Annotated in this window: 12 protein-coding genes; all 12 read right to left on the reverse strand. The window is 60.0% G+C overall.

Annotation, left to right across the window (positions count from 1 at the left end):
* Positions 1-137 precede the first annotated feature (137 nt).
* Entirely contained in the window at positions 138-1,154 is a 1,017-nt protein-coding gene (locus QMX93_RS24390; RefSeq protein ID WP_282358241.1) for a class I SAM-dependent methyltransferase, read from the reverse strand.
* A gap of 110 nt (positions 1,155-1,264) precedes the next feature.
* Positions 1,265-2,134 carry an oxygenase MpaB family protein gene (locus QMX93_RS24395; protein WP_053123908.1) on the reverse strand — a complete coding sequence of 290 codons (870 nt, stop codon included), beginning with the start codon at positions 2,132-2,134 and terminating at the stop codon, positions 1,265-1,267.
* Between the two features lie 51 nt (positions 2,135-2,185).
* Positions 2,186-4,123 (reverse strand): acetate--CoA ligase, encoded by a 1,938-nt coding sequence (gene acs / locus QMX93_RS24400; RefSeq protein WP_282358243.1) that lies wholly within the window; start codon positions 4,121-4,123, stop codon positions 2,186-2,188.
* A gap of 253 nt (positions 4,124-4,376) precedes the next feature.
* The gene (pgi, locus tag QMX93_RS24405; RefSeq protein WP_053123903.1) at positions 4,377-6,041 is read right to left on the reverse strand and encodes a glucose-6-phosphate isomerase; all 1,665 of its coding nucleotides are present in this window, start codon (positions 6,039-6,041) and stop codon (positions 4,377-4,379) included.
* A gap of 375 nt (positions 6,042-6,416) precedes the next feature.
* A complete protein-coding gene (gene panC, locus QMX93_RS24410; protein ID WP_282358244.1) occupies positions 6,417-7,277 on the reverse strand; it encodes a pantoate--beta-alanine ligase in 861 nt (286 codons plus the stop codon).
* Positions 7,274-8,074, reverse strand: a complete 801-nt coding sequence (gene panB / locus QMX93_RS24415) for a 3-methyl-2-oxobutanoate hydroxymethyltransferase (RefSeq protein WP_053123900.1) — start codon at positions 8,072-8,074, stop codon at positions 7,274-7,276. The genes panC and panB overlap by 4 nt, the downstream gene beginning before the upstream one ends.
* A gap of 396 nt (positions 8,075-8,470) precedes the next feature.
* Positions 8,471-8,956, reverse strand: a complete 486-nt coding sequence (gene folK / locus QMX93_RS24420) for a 2-amino-4-hydroxy-6-hydroxymethyldihydropteridine diphosphokinase (RefSeq protein WP_282358245.1) — start codon at positions 8,954-8,956, stop codon at positions 8,471-8,473.
* Between the two features lie 4 nt (positions 8,957-8,960).
* The gene (locus QMX93_RS24425; protein ID WP_053123896.1) at positions 8,961-10,364 is read right to left on the reverse strand and encodes a polynucleotide adenylyltransferase PcnB; all 1,404 of its coding nucleotides are present in this window, start codon (positions 10,362-10,364) and stop codon (positions 8,961-8,963) included.
* A 734-nt stretch (positions 10,365-11,098) separates the two neighbouring features.
* Complete coding sequence (locus QMX93_RS24430; RefSeq protein WP_159815136.1) at positions 11,099-12,535, reverse strand: sigma-54 dependent transcriptional regulator; 1,437 nt, start codon at positions 12,533-12,535, stop codon at positions 11,099-11,101.
* Between the two features lie 22 nt (positions 12,536-12,557).
* The gene (locus QMX93_RS24435; RefSeq protein WP_282358248.1) at positions 12,558-15,512 is read right to left on the reverse strand and encodes a sensor histidine kinase; all 2,955 of its coding nucleotides are present in this window, start codon (positions 15,510-15,512) and stop codon (positions 12,558-12,560) included.
* Positions 15,496-15,672, reverse strand: a complete 177-nt coding sequence (locus QMX93_RS24440) for a hypothetical protein (RefSeq protein ID WP_003176118.1) — start codon at positions 15,670-15,672, stop codon at positions 15,496-15,498. Before QMX93_RS24440 ends, QMX93_RS24435 begins: the two co-directional genes overlap by 17 nt.
* 77 nt (positions 15,673-15,749) lie before the next feature.
* Positions 15,750-16,646 carry a tRNA glutamyl-Q(34) synthetase GluQRS gene (gene gluQRS, locus QMX93_RS24445; protein ID WP_282358249.1) on the reverse strand — a complete coding sequence of 299 codons (897 nt, stop codon included), beginning with the start codon at positions 16,644-16,646 and terminating at the stop codon, positions 15,750-15,752.
* Positions 16,647-16,760: the final 114 nt, after the last annotated feature.

The raw sequence follows: 16,760 nt of genomic DNA on the forward strand, positions 1-16,760 counted from the left end.
CTCAAAACACAGATCCCTTGTGGGAGCGAGCCTGCTCGCGAAGGCGTCCTACCAGTCACACTATGTGTTGGCTGATACACCGCTTTCGCGAGCAGGCTCGCTCCCACAGGGGGAAGTTGTACATCATGCAAGAGGGGTTATAGCTGCAGGATCAGGGTTTTCAGTGGCGGTTGCTGATCCATGGACGGGAAGTCTGCACCCGGGGTCATCACGCTCCACTCACGCACCGGGCGGCCGGCCTTTTCGGCGCAGCGCAGGACTTGTTCGCGCCAGTCGTCCATGCTGACTTTCGCCAGATTGTTGCAGCAAATGAGTACGCCGTTGTCGGCGGTGGTCAGCAGCGCGGGTTTGAGCAGGCTTTGATAATCGCGCAGCAGGTCAACGGTGCCGAACGCGCTCTTGGCCCAGGCCGGCGGATCGAGCAGCACCAGATCGTACTGACGCTGTTCGAGGCGCTGATAGCTCGGCAGTTTCTGCCCGCGACGCTGGCTGATCGGCAGGCCGGCGAGTTGGCGGATGGCCGGAAAATAATCCGACTGAATGAATTCCATCTCCGGCAACTGCGGATTGAGCAAACCGTTTTCGCGACCGACCGCCAAGTTACCTTCGGCGAAATCCAGATTGCACACTTCACGGGCGCCACCGGCTGCGGCACTGAGGCCGACGCCGCAGGTGTAGGCGAACAGGTTGAGCACGGATTTGCCTTTGGTGTGCTCCTTGACCCAGCCACGAGTGTTGCGCAGGTCGAGGAACAGCAGCGGATCCTGCCCGGCGTGACGTCCGCGCACGCGGTAATTGAGGCCCCATTCGTGACCGACCAGATCGGCCAGCGCAGCTTCTTCGGCTTTGTAGACGCTGTCTTCACGGTCGATGCGCGAGTTGCCACGGGAGCGGTCGTTGTAGACCAGCAAGGTTTCCAGGCCCAGGGTTTGATTGACCATCGCGTGCAGTTGCAGCAGGTCGTCACGCTCAAGCGTCTGGTGAAAACTCTGCACCAGCAGTTGCGGGCCATAGCGGTCGATGGTCAGACCGCCGGCGCCTTCCTGGCTGCCGTGGAACAGCCGATAGCAATCGGTGCCCTGGCTGTGCAGCACAGCGAGCAAGTCCTGGCGTTGATCGAGGGCGGCGCGCAGCGCCTGATTCAAGGAAGACATGCATGCGCCTTGCTGGAGAGAATTGGGGCGCGGGAGTTTAACAGTTACTGAGCTGCAAGCTCCAAGCTTCAAGCTTCAAGCTCAAAACTTGCAGCTTGCAGCTCTGAGCGTCAGCTCAGCCCCATCCTGCGTTTCGCTCGTTGCACCGAACCATTGCGCATCGCCCAGCGCAGCATCGGTGCGCTGCGTTTGACGCTGGCGCGAATCAACTGGCGTTGCAGCGAACTCTGCCGCACCTCGAGCATGTCGCTGGCCCAGTCCGGCAGCAGATCAATGCCCGCCTTCATCATCAGATCGCCAAACGGTCGCGCCAGAACACTCGGCGCCGGTGCGGCCAGCAACAAACGCAAAACCTCACGGCTGCGTTCATCGCACAGCAATTGCGGGCGCAGGCGTTGCAGATAATCGGCCACGGCCTGCCGCGACTTGGGCACATCGCGTGCGCCTAGGCGTTCGGCGACCACGGCGATCTCGGCGTAATAACGATCCTGATCAGCCAGCGACAACTGCGGATTGCGATAGCGCAAATGCGCCGCCAGAAAGTTGCTGACCTCGGCCACATGCACCCACGTCAGCAAGTCCGGATCACTGGCCGCATAAGGGCGGCCGTCCGGCGCTGTACCCACCACTTGCAGGTGAATGGTGCGGACTTTCTCGATCAACCAGTCGGCATCTCGCCGCGAGCCAAACGTCGTACCGGAGACAAACTGGCTGGTACGCCGCAAGCGCCCAAGCATGTCCTGACGAAAATTCGAATGATCCCAAACCCCGGCCAGCGCCAGCGGATGCAGGGCTTGCAGCAACAACGCGCTGATGCCGCCGATCAACATGCTGCTGAAATCGCCGTGCACCTGCCAACTGACCGAGTCGGGGCCGAACAGGCCGGGATCGCCCTTGGGGTTTTCCAGATCGAGCTGGCCGAGGGACAACCCGGTCAGGCTCATGAGTTGGTTTTCGATGCGACTGCGGATGAATTCCATGACCACTCAGTGAAGAAGGGCGGGCGCGGCCGGTTGACCGCGCCCGACGTGTTACTGATTGAGGCGCTTGTCGATCAGGCCTTGCACCACGCTCGGGTCGGCCAGGGTCGAAGTGTCGCCGAGGCTGTCGAGTTCGTTGCAGGCGATCTTGCGCAGGATGCGGCGCATGATCTTGCCTGAGCGGGTTTTCGGCAAGGCCGGCGCCCACTGGATCAGATCCGGTTTGGCGAAGCTGCCGATTTCCTTGCTGACGTGGGCGAGCAATTCTTTCTTCAGTTCATCGTTGGGTTCAGTGCCGTTCATGGGCGTGACGAAGGCATAGATGCCCTGACCTTTGACGTCGTGCGGATAACCGACCACGGCGGCCTCGGCGATGCTGTCGTGCAACACCAAGGCACTTTCCACTTCAGCGGTGCCAATGCGGTGACCGGACACATTGATCACGTCGTCGATGCGCCCGGTGATCCAGTAATCGCCGTCCTCATCGCGTCGTGCGCCGTCGCCGGTGAAGTAATAGCCGGGGTAAGGTTTGAAATAGGTGTCGACCATCCGCTGCGGGTCGCCATAGACGCTGCGAATCTGCGCCGGCCAACTGGATTTGATCGCCAGCACGCCGCTGCCGGCGCCTTGGATTTCCTTGCCTTGCTCGTCGAGCAACACCGGTTGCACGCCGAACATCGGCTGTGTGGCGCAGCCCGGTTTGATCCGCTGCGCACTGACCAGCGGGCTGAGCATGATGCCGCCGGTCTCGGTCTGCCACCAGGTATCGACAATCGGGCAGCGCTGTTCGCCGACCACGTTGAAATACCATTCCCACGCTTCCGGGTTAATCGGCTCACCGACGCTGCCGAGTAATCTGAGGCTGGCGCGCGACGTTTCCTGCAACGGTTCGGCACCTTCGCGCATCAACGCGCGCAGGGCGGTGGGCGCGGTGTAGAAAATGTTGACCTTGTGTTTATCGATGACCTGCCAGAAACGTGAACTGCTCGGATAGCTCGGCACGCCTTCGAACATCAATGTGGTCGCACCGTTAGCCAACGGGCCGTAGACGATGTAGCTGTGGCCGGTGACCCAGCCGACGTCGGCGGTGCACCAGAACACTTCGCCGTCACGGTAATCGAGCACGTATTTGAAGGTCATCGCCGCTTGCAGCAAGTAGCCACCGGTGGTGTGCAGCACGCCTTTGGGTTTGCCGGTGCTGCCGGAGGTGTAGAGGATGAACAGCGGATCTTCGGCGTCCATCGGTTCCGGCGGGCAATCGTCGCTGACGTCGCGCACGGCTTGGTGATACCAGAGGTCGCGACCTTCGACCCAGTCGACCTTGCCTTGAGAGCGTTCAACCACCACGACGGTGCTGACGTCCGGGCAACGTTGCAGGGCTTTGTCGACGTTCTGCTTCAGCGGCACAAACTTGCCACCGCGCACACCTTCGTCGGCGGTGATCACCGTGCGGCAGTCGGCATCGAGAATGCGGTCACGCAGGGAATCGGGAGAAAAGCCGCCAAACACCACCGAATGCACCGCGCCAATCCTCGTGCAGGCAAGCATCGCGTAAGCGGCTTCGGGGATCATCGGCATGTAAATGCACACCCGGTCGCCTTTTTTCACGCCACGGCTTTTCAGCACGTTGGCCAGGCGGCAGACATGGTGGTGAAGTTTTTTGTAAGTGATTTGCGCTGATTCGGCAGGGTCGTCGCCTTCCCAGAGCAAGGCGGTCTGCTCGCCGCGTTGTTCGAGATGGCGGTCGATGCAGTTGTAGCTGACGTTCAGTTTGCCCCCGGCAAACCAGGCGGCTTCACCGGTTTTCAGGTCATAGCGCTGAACGGTTTGCCACGGTGTGCTCCAGTCGAGGAAGCGCGTGGCTTGCTCGGCCCAGAAGGTGTCGGGGTGTTCAATGGATTCGCGGTACAGGCGCCGATAGTCATCCTGACTCAATTGCGCAGCCCGGCGGACGGCATCGGCTTTGGGGAACGTGCTGATATCGAACATGACGGTTCCTTATTCTTGTTGTGCGAAGAATAAAGATGCGCCGAGAGGGCGAAGGGTTCAAGCCGGATCAGGAATCTGATGGCTGTCCTCCATTTTGAATACACCCCAAAACAACTGTAGGAGCAGAGCTTGCTCGCGAAAGCGGTGGTTCAGCCAACACAGATGTTGAATGACATACCGTCTTCGCGAGCAAGCTCTGCTCCTACAAAGGTTTCTGTGCCCACAGGATTTGCCTGTGGGCTGAGCCATCAAATCACCCGCGGTGACGACCGCGGAAGTAGTTGATCAGGCCCTGGGTGGACGGGTCGTCAGCGGTGGTTTCATCGCTGCCCACCAGACGGTTGTAAACGCCTTTGCCCAGTTCCTTGCCCAACTCCACGCCCCACTGATCGAAGGCATTGATGCCCCAGACCACGCTCTGGACGAACACTTTGTGTTCATACATCGCCACCAGTGCGCCGAGACGACGCGGGCTGATGCGTTCAACGACGAGGGTGTTGCTCGGACGGTTGCCCGGGATCACCTTGTGCGGTGCGAGTTTGTGCACTTGCTCTTCGCTCATGCCTTTTTCGCGCAGCTCGGCTTCTGCTTCCGGCAAAGTCTTGCCGAGCATCAGCGCCTGGCTCTGCGACAGGCAGTTCGCGTACAGCCACTGATGGTGGTCAGCAACCGGGTTGAAGCTGACGATCGGCACGATGAAGTCGGCCGGGATCAGTTGCGAACCTTGGTGCAGCAACTGGTGGTAAGCGTGCTGACCGTTGCAGCCGACGCCGCCCCAGATCACCGGGCCAGTATCGGTCGACACCGGGGTGCCGTCCTGACGCACGCTCTTGCCATTGGATTCCATGTCCAGTTGTTGCAAGTGCTTGGTGATGTTGCGCAGGTAGTGGTCGTACGGCAGGATCGCGTGGCTTTGCGCGCCCCAGAAGTTGCCGTACCACACACCCAGCAAGCCCAACAGCACCGGCATGTTCTGCTCGAATGGCGCAGTCTGGAAATGCTGATCCATGGTGTAGGCACCGGACAGCAATTCCTTGAAGTTGGACATGCCGATGGCCAGCGCAATCGGCAAACCGATCGCCGACCACAGCGAGTAACGACCGCCAACCCAGTCCCACATCGGGAAGATGTTTTCTTCACGAATACCGAACGCCACAGCCGCGGCGTTGTTGCTCGAGACGGCGATGAAGTGGCGATACAGCTCGGCTTCCGAACCGCCCTGCGCCAGGTACCAGGCACGTGCGGCCTGAGCGTTCTTCAGGGTTTCGAGGGTGTTGAAGGATTTCGACGAAACGATGAACAGCGTGGTCTCGGCGCGCAGTTTCTGCGTCAGCTCGTGGAATTCGCTGCCGTCGATGTTTGCCAGATAGTGGCAACGTACGCCTTTCTGCGCGTACGACAGCAGTGCTTCGGAAACCAGCTCAGGGCCGAGGAACGAGCCACCGATGCCGATGTTGACCACGTCAGTGATCGGCTTCTCGGTGTAACCGCGCCACAGACCGTCGTGGATGCGGCCCACGAGGTCGGTGATCTGGTTCAGTACTTTGTGGACTTCCGGCATCACGTTGACGCCGTTGACCGACAGCTTGTCGCCCACCGGGCGGCGCAGGGCGGTGTGCAGCGCCGGCCGACCTTCGGAGGTGTTGACGATTTCGCCTTCGAACAGCGCTTTGATCGCGCCCTTCAGATCGACTTCATTGGCCAGACCCACGAGCAGATTGCGGGTCTCGGCGTTGATCAAATTCTTCGAATAATCGAGAAACAGGCCGCAGCTGCTGAGGGTGAACTGATTGAAGCGCTGCGGATCGGCGTTGAAGGCCTCGCGCATGCTGAAATCCTGCATGGCTTGGCGGTGATCTTTCAACGCTTGCCAGGCGGGCAGAGCGGTAACGTCTTGAGGAGTGAGGTAATACGCCATCGCTGCGGTTTTCCTTTTTACTTGAACGGCTTCTGAACACGGATCAGACCGGCGCGCCATGTTTGGGTGCGCGGTCAACTGCGTCTACACGATTTATCGACGCAGGGCGAATACAGTAAACCTCGCGCTGCGATCTGTCTTGACTTCTTCTGACCTGATCCCTGTACTTTTTTAACATTTAATACAGGGAGTGGCCGACAAACGGAGGGGGAGGGCGAGGTCGGGCAAGCTGAACCTCCCGGGTTGGAATCGAACGGCGGGCAGTGTGCCCGAAGGCTCTGGGGGCGGCAATACAACGCAAAAGATCGCAGCCTTCGGCAGCTCCTACGGGGTTATGTAGGAGCTGCCGCAGGCTGCGATCTTTTGATTTTGCTGTTAAACCGGGGCGTCGAGATTCAGGTGCAGGTTGTCGATCAATCGCGTAGTACCGAGGAACGCGGCCAGCAGAATCACCAGATCACGGTCTTCTGCCGTCGCCGGACGCAAGGTCAGCGCATGGCGGATTTCCAGGTAATCCGGACGCAGGCCCGCCGCTTCCAGCTGTTGCAGCTGGGCACTGATCAGCGCCGGGAAATCACGCTCGCCTTGCTTGATCGACTCGGCAATGTTGCTCAGCGTGCGATAAACCACTGGGGCTACCGCGCGTTGTTCCTCATTAAGGAAGCCGTTGCGCGATGACAGCGCCAGACCGTCCGCAGCGCGTACGGTCGGTTCGCCGATGATCTGGATCGGCATGTTCAGGTCATGCACCAGCGCGCGGATCACCGCCAGTTGCTGGAAGTCCTTCTGACCGAAAATCGCCAGATCCGGCTGCACCATGTTGAACAGCTTGCTGACCACGGTCGCGACGCCCTCGAAGTGTCCCGGACGGCTGGCGCCGCACAGGCCCTCGGACAGTTGCGGCACGCTGACCCGGGTCTGCCCGGCCATGCCGTCGGGGTACATTTCCTCAACGGTCGGCGCGAACAGCAGGGAGCAACCGGCTTCAAGCAGTTTTTCCTGATCCGCCGCGAGGGTGCGCGGGTACTTGTCGAGGTCTTCGCCGGCGCCGAATTGCAGCGGGTTGACGAAAATGCTCGCCACCACGAAATCCACGCGTTGCGTGGCTTTGGTCACCAGGGCGACGTGGCCGCTGTGCAGGTTGCCCATGGTCGGCACGAAGCCGATGCGCTTGCCTTCACTGCGCGCGCGGGCGACGGCGGCGCGCAGTTCGCGTACGGTTTTTACGGTGTTCATGCAGAGAATCCGTGTTCGATGCCAGGGAACGTGGCAGCTTTGACTTCGCTAACGTAAGCCTTCAATGCGGACTGGATGTTGTCCTGGTCGTGCATGAAGTTTTTGACGAATTTCGGTACGCGACCGGTGATCGACAGACCGAGCATGTCGTGCAGCACTAGCACCTGGCCGTCGGTATCCGAACCGGCGCCGATGCCGATAACCGGAATCTTCACCGCCTGGGTGATTTCCGCAGCCAGTTCGCTTGGCACGCATTCGAGCAGCAGCATGGACGCGCCAGCCTGCTCCAGCGAGATCGCATCGGCACGCATCTGCCGCGCCTGGTTTTCGTTGCGGCCCTGCACTTTATAGCCACCAAGGATGTTCACCGCTTGCGGGGTCAGGCCCATGTGCGCGCACACCGGCACACCGCGTTCGGCGAGCAGACGGATCGACTCCGCCAGCCACAGCTGACCTTCGACTTTGACCATGTGCGCACCGGCCTGCATCAGCATGGCGCTGTTCATCATGGTTTGTTCGAGGGTGGCGTTGGCCATGAACGGCAAGTCAGCCAGGATCAGGGCGTCGGTGTTACCGCGTTTGACGCACGCGGTGTGGTAGGCCATTTCTGCGGTGGTCACCGGCAAGGTGCTGTCGTGACCTTGCAGCACCATGCCGAGGGAGTCGCCCACCAGCAGCACTTCGACACCGGCTTCGTTGCAGGCGTGGGCGAAGGTCGCGTCATAGCAGGTCAGCATGGTGATCTTTTCACCTTTCTGCTTGAGGCTCTGGAGCGTGGTCAGGGTGATGGCTGGCATGTAAAAAATCCTCGTTCAGGCGCTCTGGAAACTACTGCGAGTAACGCGCGTGATTCTTCATTTACTCAGGCGCACGCTCTTTTGTCGTGCTTATAAGGCCTGGATTGCGCCCGTATGTGCCGGGTTGGCGGCAGCGGGACGCCTATAGTCGTGAGGAGAACCGAGGAAGTCAATTGCGTGTGTTACCGCATTGTTACGAGGGGAGTGTTACCGGCGTTACTGATGCGATTCAGCGGCGCGGCGGGCCTGATTCGAGGAGTTTTTGTCCGACAAAACTCTATGGGGATCACCCCCATCTGTAGGAGCTGCGGAACGCTGCGATCTTTTGATGTTGCTTTTGAAAATCAAAAGATCGCAGCCTCGTTTCACTCGACAGCTCCTACAGGGAGAGTTGTGTCAGGGGTGGGGCAGGCGTTCCAGGCCGATGAACGGGCAGGCGGCGAGCAGGTCGGCTAAGGTGCGGCCATCGGGCAGATGGAGATCCGCCGGCGCCAGTTCGGCGAGCGGATACAGCACGAACGCGCGTTCCTGAATCTGGTAATGCGGGACTTTCAGCCGTGGCTCGTCGATCAAACGATCACCGAACAGCAGAATATCCAGATCCAGCGTACGCGGGCCCCAGCGCTCCAGGCGTTCGCGGCCCTGATCATTCTCGATCGCTTGCAAGGCATCGAGCAACTCAATCGGGGTAAGCGAGCTGTCGAGCGCCGCGACCGCGTTGGTGTAACGCGGCTGGCCCGGCAACAACGAATCACTTTGATAGAAGGCCGAAACGCCCACCAGCGTGGTTTGCGACAATTGCCCCAGCGCCTCGACGGCGCTGCGCAATTGTTCGGCGGGGTCAGCGAGGTTGCTGCCCATGCCGATGTAGATGCGTTCCATGCTTTTACTCGCCGGTCGAAGCGCTCGGGGCGCCGGCGCGTTTGCGCTTGGAACCGCCGCTGCGGCGACGTTTGCGTGGTGCGCCGCTGGCGTCATCACCTTTGCCGCTGAGGTCGCGAATCATGTCGCGACGTTCGCTTTCGTTGGCGTCCTGATAATCCGTCCACCATTCGCCGAGGCCGTCAGTCTCTTCGCCGGCGCTTTCACGCAACAGCAGGAAGTCGTAACCGGCGCGGAAACGCGGATTGTCCAGCAACAGGTCGGCGCGTTTGCCGCTGCGGCGTGGCAAGCGTTCCTGCATGTCCCAGATCTCGCGGATCGGCATGGTGAAACGCTTTGGAATCGCGATGCGCTGGCACTGTTCGGCGATCAGCTCGTGGGCGCCTTCCTGCATCGCAGGGATTGGCGGCATGCCACGTTCTTGCAAGCGCAACACGCGGGCCGGCAGGGCTGGCCACAGCAGCGCGGCAAACAGGAACGCCGGGGTCACCGGTTTGTTCTGCTTGATGCGCAGGTCGGTGTTGGTCAGCGCTTCGCTGATCAGCGTGTGGGTGTATTCCGGGTTGTGTTCCAGCGCATCGGCACTGGCCGGGAACAGCGGGGCGAACAGTTGCAGATCGACCAGCATTTCGAAGGTAATTGCGCCGTGTCCCGAGAGGAACAGCTTGAGCACTTCTTCGAACAAACGCGCCGACGGGATCTCGCGCAGCATCGGCGCCAGCTCGCGGATCGGCTGCACGGTGTGCTTCTCGATGCCGAAGTTGAGCTTGGCGGCGAAACGCACGGCCCGCAGCATGCGCACCGGGTCTTCCTGGTAGCGCTGCTTCGGATCGCCGATCAGACGGATCAGGTGATTGCGGATGTCGTGTACGCCGTTGGCGTAGTCGAGAATGCGCTCGCTGACCGGATCGTAATACAGGGCGTTGATGGTGAAGTCGCGGCGTTGCGCGTCTTCTTCCAGCGTGCCGTAAACGTTGTCGCGCAGAATCCGCCCGCTCTCGTTACGCGAGGACTGATTGCTGTCCTCGTCGTCTTCGTTGACCGGGTGATTGGCGCGGAAGGTCGCGACTTCGATGATTTCGCGACCGAAATGGATATGCACCAGTTTGAAGCGACGGCCAATGATCCGCGCATTGCGGAATTCGGCACGGACTTGCTCAGGCGTGGCGCTGGTGGCGACGTCGAAATCCTTGGGCGTGATGCCCAGCAGCATGTCACGCACGCAACCACCGACCAGATAAGCCTGGTAACCGGCACCTTGCAGGCGTTCGACAATATTCACCGCATAGCGGCTGAACTGCGTTTTCTGCAGCGAGTGTTGACCGCTGTTGAGCACTTCAGGGGTGCTACGGATGTGTTGCGTACGACGCACGGGAGTTCGGAATGACTGGAACAACTTCTTCAGCATGGGATGCACTGTTTGAAGGAATGTTCGGCCATACCAAAGAATGACCGCATGATGGGCGCAGATTCTAGCATTTAGTCGGGGGATGGTGTAGGACACGGCCGATTTGAGCTGCAAGCCGCAGGCTACAGGCGTCGCGCGCGTTAAAAACAGGGGATTTTGCCGGGAGGGAGAAACTACAAGGGGAGCCGAAGCTCCCCAAGAAGTAGTTGCGTGCTCTTTTTATTATTGATTCGGGCTTCTTGTTTTTGTTGAGTGCCCTCGCCACGAAGCTTTTCCTTCGTGACCCTCCCAATCGGGAGCCAAGAGCAAACGGATTGCTTTGGTCGCTGAATTGCAGTGATCTTACGATCCAACCAGTACAGGCTCTGTCTTAGGACAGTTTTTGTTGTTCTCGGCCTGGTCGTGGGGCAAGCCCCAAATACAACGCCTCTCCAAAAGAATCAGTTAGCTGCGCCTCTCGCCGTCTTGTTTTTATTGTGCGTGAGTCGATTCGTCTTATTTTTATTGTCTTGTGCATTGCTTGTTATTGTTCTTGTACCAAACATATAGCAGGGGTCGTGCCAACTTTTGCGAAACCCCGTAAAACAAAGGGTTAGGTCAATATAACCGTTTTCTCGGGGCGAAAAAAAGCCGGGGTTTCGTTACCGATAACCCCGGCTTCTGTTACGTGAAAAGACTGAGGTAACAGTTTTTTCACCTCTTCAAGCGTTACCCGCACACTCGACAGGTAACGTTCAGCTCTCGCTGGCGACCCCGGTCTTGCGCCGTGGAATGCCCAGACGCTGACGGCGTTCCCACAGACATTTACGGCTGACGCCCAGTTTGCGCGCCAGTTCGGTCTCTGTCATGTGATCCTGATGCTCAAGGACGAAGTGCTGGAAGTAATCCTCCAGCGACAGGTCTTCGGTCGGCTCATGGCTGCTGTTGCTGGCGTTACCACCGGTTTGCGGTGGCAGGCCGATGAACTCGTCGTCGTCCAGATCGCTCAGTTCAATGTCGATGCCCAGCAGTTCGGCAGAGATTTCCGGGCTTTCGCTGAGAATCACCGCGCGCTCGACTGCGTTTTCCAGCTCGCGCACGTTACCCGGCCAGGAATAGTGACGAATGGCCTGTTCGGCATCGGCAGCAAATTTCAGGTCGGTACGGTTGATGCGCGCGCTCTGGCGAGCGAGGAAGGCTGTGGCGATTTCGTTGACGTCGGCACCGCGTTCGCGCAGCGCTGGCAATTTCAGGGCAATCACGTGCAGACGGTAATAAAGGTCTTCACGGAACTGGCCGATTTTCGCCAGGCTCTTCAGATCCCGGTGCGTTGCTGCGATCAGGCGTACATCGACCTTCTGCGACTGCACGGAGCCAACGCGGCGAATTTCACCTTCCTGCAACACGCGCAGCAGACGGGCCTGAGCTTCCAGTGGCAGCTCGCCGATCTCGTCGAGGAACAACGTGCCGCCGTCCGCCGCTTCGACCAGACCGGCACGCCCGGCGCTGGCGCCAGTGAACGCACCTTTTTCATGGCCGAACAGTTCGGACTCGATCAGGCTTTCCGGAATGGCTGCACAGTTCACCGAAATCATCGGTGCCTTGGCGCGTTTCGACAGGTTGTGCAGAGCGCGGGCCACCAGTTCTTTACCGGTGCCGGACTCGCCCTGAATCAACACATTGGAATCGGTCGGCGCGACTTTGCGGATCTTGCTGTACAAATCCTGCATCGGCGGGCACGAACCAATGATGCCGATTTCGCCGTTGCTGTTGTCAGTGGCGGGTTTGCCGCTGCCATTGGCCGGTTTGCTGGCAACCGCATCGCCGGCAGCCGGAGCCGATTGGCGATCACGCAGAATCCGCGCGACGGCCTGGAGCATTTCATCGTGGTCGAAAGGCTTGGCGATGTAATCCACCGCGCCCATCTTCATCGAGTCGACCGCCGAGCGCAGGCTGGCATAACTGGTCATGATCAGCACCGGCGTGCCCTGGCCGAGCTTGATCAGCTCGGTGCCTGGCGCGCCCGGCAAACGCAGATCGCTGACGATCAGGTCGAACGTAGGAATGGTGAAGCGTTCTTGTGCTTCCTGCACTGAACCGGCTTCGCTGACCTGGTACTGGTTACGTTCCAGCAGGCGGCGCAAGGCGGAGCGGATAATTGTTTCGTCTTCGACGATCAAAATGTGCGGCATTGATTCGATACTCTCGACGGTCTCAGTTCACAGCGGACGTCGCTTCGACATGACGCGGCAATGTCACCCGGATACGGGTGCCGCGTTGGCTTTGTACATCAGCCGGGCTGTCGATGGTGATTTGTCCATAATGCTCTTCAACGATGGAATAGACCAGTGCAAGGCCCAGACCGGTGCCTTCGCCAGGATCCTTGGTGGTGAAGAAGGGTTCGAACAATCTGTCCATGATGTTCTTCGGAATACCGCTGCCTTCGTCTTCGACGATCAGATCGACCGTGTGTTCGCCGGCTTCGCTTTTCACCCGTACCGCACTGTGCGGCGGCGAGGCGTCGCGGGCGTTTGAAAGCAGATTGATCAACACCTGCGCGAGCCGCTGCGGATCGCCTTCGACCCAGTGATCCGGATCGCACAGGTTGTAGAACTGCACTTCGAAATTGCGTCGGTTCAGCGCCAGCAGGCCAATCGCGTCCTGCGCCACTTCCGCCAGACAAACCGGCTCATCGCTGTGTTGATGGCTGCCGGCGTGGGCGAAACTCATCAACGACTGGACGATGCGCGATATGCGTTTGGTCTGTTCGAGAATCTGCCCGCTGATTTCCGTCAGTTCGTCGTCTTCCTCGCGCTCTTCGCGCAGGTTTTGCGCCAGACAGGCGATGCCGGTGACCGGGTTGCCGATTTCGTGGGCCACCCCCGCTGCGAGGCGACCGATGCTCGCCAGCCGTTCGGAGTGCACCAGTTTGTCTTCGAGCATCTGTGTTTCGGTCAAGTCTTCGACCAGTAACACCAGACCACTGTTACCCGGTGCGAGCGGCTCATCGATGGCCGCTTTGTGCAGGTTCAGCCAGCGGGTCTGGCCGTCGAGGGCCAGATGCTGTTTGTGCAAATGCTCGTCGGGCAGATTGATGAAGCCCTGCAACAATTCTTTCCACGGCTCGCCGATGGTGCTCAGGCGCGAACCGACCACGCGTTGCGCGGCAATCCCGGTGAGTTCTTCCATGGCCTTGTTCCACATCAGGATCTCTTGATCCTTGGCCAGCGAGCAGACGCCCATCGGCAGTTCCTGCAGGGTCTGCCGGTGGTAACGGCGCAAGGCATCGAGTTCGGCGGCTAAACCTGTGAGGCGCGAGTGGTAATCCTCGAGGCGGCTTTCGATGAAGTGAATGTCTTCGGTGACATAGTTTTCGCCGCCCGCCTTGTAAGGCAGGAAGGTTTCGACCATGTCCTGCGCCACGCTCGGGCCCATCAGGCCGGAAAGGTTGGCCTCGATACGGTCACGCAAACGGCGCAAGGCGTATGGGCGGCGTTCGTCGAAGGGCAGATAAAGGTCTCGCAGCGCTTGTTCGACTTCTTTCTGTGCAGCCTTGGCGCCCAGCGGTTTCGCCAGTTGCGTGGCGAATTCCTGCGGCGAAGCAGCGTGCAGTTCGCGGCGTTGCGGACGACGGACGTTATCCACAGCGCAGGCTTCGGCGGCGCTGGCTTCTTCGGGGCTGGCGTTGGTGAACAGCGAGATCAGCGTGAACATCAACACGTTGGCCGCCAGCGAGGCAATCGCGGCCATGTGCCAACTGGTGTCGTCGAGCACGTAAATCATGTTCAGCAGCGGGATGTAGAAACCCTGCAGATTGCTGACCAGCGGCAACAGCATGGTCACCACCCAGACCAGAATCCCCGCCAACAGGCCGGCAATAAAGCCACGGCGATTGGCGGTCGGCCAATACAGCACAGACAGCACGCCCGGGAGGAATTGCAGGGTCGCGACGAAGGCAACAATGCCAAGGTTGGCCAGATCCTGCTCGGCGCCAAGCATCAGGTAGAAGCCGAAACCGGCCATGATGATCGCAACGATCAGCGCGCGGCGCGTCCACTTCAGCCAACGGTAGATATTGCCTTCAGCCGGCGGCTGATAAAGCGGCAGCACCAGGTGGTTCAGCGCCATTCCCGACAGCGCGAGCGTGGTGACGATGATCAGGCCGCTGGCCGCTGATAAACCACCGACGTAAGCGAGCAACGCCAGCGGTTTGCTGTTGGCGGCGATGCCGATGCCGAGGGTGAAATATTCCGGATTGGTCGTCGCGCCCAGCTTCAGACCGGCCCACAAAATCAGCGGTACCGCCAGGCTCATCAACAGCAGGAACAGCGGCAAACCCCAGCTCGCACTGACCAGCGAGCGTGGATTGAGGTTTTCGGTAAACGTCATGTGATACATGTGCGGCATCACGATCGCCGAAGCGAAGAACACCAGCAACAGCGTGCGCCACGGGCCCTCCTGCAATGGCGTGTGCAGCGCGGCGAGGGCGGTCTGGTTTTGCAGCAGCCACACCTCAAGTTGTTGCGGGCCGTCGAACACGCCGTACAGCGCATACAAACCGACGCCGCCGAGGGCAACCAGTTTGATCACCGATTCAAAGGCAATCGCGAACACCAGCCCTTCGTGTTTCTCGCGGGTAGCGATGTGGCGGGAGCCGAAGAAAATCGTGAACAGGATGATCAGCGCACAAAACGCCAGCGCTACGCGGCTCTGCACCGGCTCGCCAGTGAGGATGCCAATGGAATCGGCGACCGCTTGAATCTGCAACGCCAGCAACGGCAACACGCCAATCAGCATGAAGATCGTGGTCAGCGCACCGGCCCAGGTGCTGCGAAAGCGAAAGGCAAACAGATCCGCCAGCGACGACAGTTGATAGGTGCGGGTGATTTTCAGAATCGGATAGAGCAGCACCGGCGCCAGCAGAAACGCGCCGGACACGCCGAGGTAACTGGACAGAAAACCGTAGCCGTACTGATACGCGAGGCCGACCGTGCCGTAGAACGCCCACGCACTGGCGTAAACCCCCAGCGACAAGGTGTACGTCAGTGGGTGGCGAATGATCGCGCGCGGGATCATGCCCCGTTCGCTGACCCAGGCAACGCCGAACAGCACCGCCAGGTACGCGGCGCTGATCAGGATCATCTGGGTCAGGCTAAAGCTCATCGGCATCTTTTTGGCTCTGCAGGATGAAGGTCACAACAATCAGGATCAGCCAAAGCAGATAGGGGCGATACCAGGCGCCCGTAGCGTCGATCCACCAATCCATGATGGCGGGGGAAAACAGGTAGATCCCCACGACTAAAAGCAGGACCAAGCGATAGATGTACATCCCGGCCTCTCTTTTTTATGCGCGTGCCCGAAAACGTGCGGCGATGGTAACGGATGGGCGCGCGACTGCAAGTGTCGTCATAGCAGTTGCGCTTCGGGCAGGGTCAGTGTGCGCGGGATCTTCGTCGCATCCCAATGCTTGCTGCCCCAACTGAGCAATTCTTGCGGCGAGGCGTGGGCCAGTTCGGCGCCGGGATTTTGCCCCAAAGCACGCAGGGCCCGCAGCAGCAATGGCATGGCCTGATCTGCTTCAAGCGGCGGCGAACGGTAGGACTTGCCGAGCTTGTTGCCGTCCGGTTGGGTAATCAGCGGCAGGTGCAGGTAACGCGGTTGGCGCAGGCCCAGCAGTTCTTGCAGGTAGAGCTGGCGCGGTGTCGAGTCGAGCAGGTCGGCACCACGGACGATGTCGGTGATGCCTTGCCACGCATCATCGAGCACCACGGCCAGTTGATAGGCGTAGAGCCCGTCACGGCGGCGAATGACGAAATCGCCGACGTCGCGACCCAAGTGCTGGCGGTACTCGCCCTGCACGCGGTCGATGAAATGGTATTCCAGCTCCGGCACGCGCAGGCGGATCGCTGCGTCTTGTTGATCATGTCCAGCGTTACGGCACAGGCCCGGATAAATGCCGTTGTACGCTTCGAGCTGTTTGCGCGAGCAGGTGCAGGCGTAGGCCAGACCGTGATTGAACAGGCTGTTGAGCACGTCGGCGTAGGCGTCATGTCGATCACTCTGGCGCACCATGTCGCCGTCCCACTCGAAACCGTAGCTTTCCAGCGCCTTGAGAATCGCGCTCTGCGCACCGGGTTCTTCACGCGGCGGATCGAGATCTTCCATGCGCACCAGCCAGCGACCGCCGACTGAACGGGCATCGAGGTAAGAGGCGAGGGCGGCTACCAGCGAGCCGAAATGCAGATGGCCACTGGGGGTCGGGGCGAAGCGGCCGATGTAGGCGGGGGATTTTTTGGCAGTCATGGAAACGAAGCTACTTTTCAGGCTATACGCAGGGCAACCTGTAGGAGTGAGCCTGCTCGCGATAGCGGTGTGACATTCAACACCGATATTGACTGACCCACCGCTATCGCGAGC

Source organism: Pseudomonas sp. PS01303 (assembly GCF_029959385.1).
Taxonomy (GTDB): Bacteria; Pseudomonadota; Gammaproteobacteria; order Pseudomonadales; family Pseudomonadaceae; genus Aquipseudomonas; species Aquipseudomonas rustica.

Excerpts from the sequence above, each read along its gene's own strand:
- QMX93_RS24390 (WP_282358241.1), bottom strand. The coding sequence starts at position 1,154 with ATGTCTTCCTTGAATCAGGCGCTGCGCGCCGCCCTCGATCAACGCCAG.
- QMX93_RS24395 (WP_053123908.1), bottom strand. The coding sequence starts at position 2,134 with ATGGAATTCATCCGCAGTCGCATCGAAAACCAACTCATGAGCCTGACC.
- acs (WP_282358243.1), bottom strand. The coding sequence starts at position 4,123 with ATGTTCGATATCAGCACGTTCCCCAAAGCCGATGCCGTCCGCCGGGCT.
- pgi (WP_053123903.1), bottom strand. The coding sequence starts at position 6,041 with ATGGCGTATTACCTCACTCCTCAAGACGTTACCGCTCTGCCCGCCTGG.
- panC (WP_282358244.1), bottom strand. The coding sequence starts at position 7,277 with ATGAACACCGTAAAAACCGTACGCGAACTGCGCGCCGCCGTCGCCCGC.
- panB (WP_053123900.1), bottom strand. The coding sequence starts at position 8,074 with ATGCCAGCCATCACCCTGACCACGCTCCAGAGCCTCAAGCAGAAAGGT.
- folK (WP_282358245.1), bottom strand. The coding sequence starts at position 8,956 with ATGGAACGCATCTACATCGGCATGGGCAGCAACCTCGCTGACCCCGCC.
- QMX93_RS24425 (WP_053123896.1), bottom strand. The coding sequence starts at position 10,364 with ATGCTGAAGAAGTTGTTCCAGTCATTCCGAACTCCCGTGCGTCGTACG.
- QMX93_RS24430 (WP_159815136.1), bottom strand. The coding sequence starts at position 12,535 with ATGCCGCACATTTTGATCGTCGAAGACGAAACAATTATCCGCTCCGCC.
- QMX93_RS24435 (WP_282358248.1), bottom strand. The coding sequence starts at position 15,512 with ATGCCGATGAGCTTTAGCCTGACCCAGATGATCCTGATCAGCGCCGCG.
- QMX93_RS24440 (WP_003176118.1), bottom strand. The coding sequence starts at position 15,672 with ATGTACATCTATCGCTTGGTCCTGCTTTTAGTCGTGGGGATCTACCTG.
- gluQRS (WP_282358249.1), bottom strand. The coding sequence starts at position 16,646 with ATGACTGCCAAAAAATCCCCCGCCTACATCGGCCGCTTCGCCCCGACC.